Source organism: Luteibacter yeojuensis, assembly GCF_000964085.1.
GTDB classification, from domain to species: domain Bacteria; phylum Pseudomonadota; class Gammaproteobacteria; order Xanthomonadales; family Rhodanobacteraceae; genus Luteibacter; species Luteibacter yeojuensis_A.
Genome location: NZ_JZRB01000087.1, coordinates 1 through 2625 on the forward strand (window position 1 = coordinate 1; position 2625 = coordinate 2625).

The 2625-nt window shown below is 69.9% G+C and carries 2 protein-coding genes; both read right to left on the minus strand.

Annotated features, from left to right (window positions below; genetic code table 11):
* Nucleotides 1-33 precede the first annotated feature (33 nt).
* The gene (radA, locus tag VI08_RS20135) at nt 34-1425 is read right to left on the minus strand and encodes a DNA repair protein RadA (RefSeq protein ID WP_045831431.1); all 1392 of its coding nucleotides are present in this window, start codon (nt 1423-1425) and stop codon (nt 34-36) included.
* A gap of 73 nt (nt 1426-1498) precedes the next feature.
* A complete protein-coding gene (alr, locus tag VI08_RS20140; protein ID WP_045831432.1) occupies nt 1499-2587 on the minus strand; it encodes an alanine racemase in 1089 nt (362 codons plus the stop codon).
* Nucleotides 2588-2625: the final 38 nt, after the last annotated feature.

Genomic DNA, 2625 nt, shown 5'->3' on the forward strand with positions numbered 1-2625 from the left:
CGCGCAAGCGCGCTCCCACATGGTCTGCGCGATTCAATCCCGGGAGGCGTCGATGGCCTGCGAGAGGCGCTCGACGCCAATCACTTCCATGTCGCCCACACGCCCGCGCTTCGGCGCATTGGCGGCGGGCACCACGGCGCGGCGGAAGCCGTGCGTGGCGGCCTCTTTCAGGCGCTCCTCGCCATTTGGCACGGGGCGGATTTCACCCGACAGGCCCACTTCGCCGAAAGCGATGGTTTTCTCAGGCAGCGGGCGGTCGCGCAGGCTGGAGAGCACGGCCATGAGCACCGGCACGTCCGATGCGGTTTCCTGCACGCGGATGCCGCCAACCACGTTGACGAACACGTCCTGGTCGTAGGCCGCGACGCCACCGTGGCGGTGGAGCACCGCCAGGAGCATGGCCAGGCGGTTCTGCTCGAGGCCCAGCACCACCCGGCGCGGGTTGCCGAGCGACGACTGGTCGACCAGCGCCTGCACCTCGACCAGTAACGGCCGCGTGCCTTCGCGCGTGACCATGACGGCACTGCCGGGCGTGGGCCCCGCGTGCGCGGAGAGGAAAATGGCCGAGGGGTTGGGTACCTCGCGCAAGCCCTTCTCGGACATGGCGAACACGCCCAGCTCGTTGACCGCGCCAAAGCGGTTCTTGAACGCGCGCAGCACGCGGAAGCGGCTGCCGGATTCGCCCTCGAAATACAGCACGGCATCGACCATGTGCTCGAGCACGCGCGGGCCGGCGATGCCGCCCTCCTTCGTCACGTGGCCCACGAGGAACACCGACGTGCCGGTTTCCTTCGCGAAACGGGTGAGCTTGGCCGCCGATTCGCGCACCTGGCTGACGGAGCCGGGCGCCGCGGTGAGCATTTCCGTCCAGATGGTCTGGATGGAATCGATGACCAGCACGCGTGGCCGTGCCGACGCGGCCTGCTCGAGGATGCGCTCGATGCAGGTCTCGGCCAGGGCATGCAGCGGCGCCAGCGGCAGGTCCAGCCGCTGGGCGCGGGAGGCCACCTGGCCCAGTGATTCCTCGCCGGTGACGTACAGGCTGGGCAGTACGGCGCCCAGCGTGCCGAGCATCTGCAGCAGCAGCGTGGATTTGCCGATGCCAGGGTCGCCACCGATGAGCACCACCGAGCCATCGACGAGGCCACCGCCGAGCACGCGATCCAATTCACCGATGCCGGTGAGGGTGCGTGATTCGGCCGTGAGCAGCACCTCGGTGAGCGGCGTGATCTGCGGCGCGCCCGAGGCGCCGCCCGCGTAGCCACCGCGGCGCGCGCCCGGGGTGGCCACGGCGTTGGGCTTGGCTGGCTGCACCACGAATTCGGAAAGCACGTTCCACTCGCCGCATTCGGCGCACTGGCCCTGCCACTTGCTGTGTTCGGCGCCGCACTGGGTGCAGACGTAGGCGGTCTTGGCCTTGGCCATCGTGATCGGTGTTCCTTCGAAAGCAGGCGAGCTATATAGCGCACCCGTGTCGCATGCGGCGATACCGGAGGCGCTAGCCCTCGTCTTCCACGAAGAGTACGCGACGTGTCATGCCGCAGGTGAGGTCGTACGAGATGGTGCCGGCGGCGGTGGCCACGGTTTCCACCGGCAGGCCCTCGCCCCACAGCGTGACCCGGTCGCCCACGCGGGCCTCGGGCACGGCCCGCAGGTCGAGCGTGATGAGGTCCATCGAGACGCGGCCCACCAGAGGTGCCCGCTTGCCATTCACCAGCACGGGCGTACCCTGCGCGGCGCTGCGCGGGTAACCGTCGCCGTAACCAATGGCGGCGACGCCCACGGCCATGTCCTCGGGGCAGGTGTAGGTGCCGTTGTAGCCGACGCGTTCGCCCTTCGCGAGGTGGTTGATCGCGACCAGGCGTGTCGCCAGGGTCATCGCGGGGCGGAAGCCGAAATCGGCGCCACTGCGGCCCTCGACCACCGACAGGCCATAAAGCAACCCACCCGTGCGCACCCAGTCGCCGCGGGCATCGGGCCAGCCGAGCACGGCGGCGGAGTTGGACAGCGCACGCGGGCCGTCGAGGCCCGCGGTGGCGTCGCGGAAACGCTGGATCTGCGCCACGGTATCGTGGCCTTCGAATTCTTCCGACGAGGCGAAGTGGGTCATGAGGCCCACCTCCGGCGCGATGGCCGGCATGGCTTTGAGCAATGCGTGCACTTCGCGGGCGCGGCCAGGTGCGAAACCCAGGCGATGCATGCCCGTATCGACCTTGATCCATACCGTGAGCGCGCCACGGGCCGGGTCGGCCTTCGCCAGCCAGGGCAGCTGGGCGTCGTGGTGGATGAGCGCCTCGAGCTTCAGGCGCTGCATCTCGGTGATATCCGCGGGCGTATCCGGGCCCGACAGCACCACGATGCGCTGGCGGTGCCCGGCCGCGCGCAGGCGCAGGCCGTCGGCAATGGCCGCGACGGCGAAGGCCTCGGCCTCGCCATCGAGCGCCCGCGCCACGCGTTCCAGGCCGTGCCCGTAGGCATCGGCCTTGACCACCGCCATGACCCGCGCCGCCCCGGCCAGCGCACGCACGCGGCCAAGGTTATGGCGCAGGGCACCGAGGTGGATGGTGGCAACCGTGGTACGACTCATGGGGCAAGGGCTTCTCTGTGGGAGCGCGCTCGCGCGCG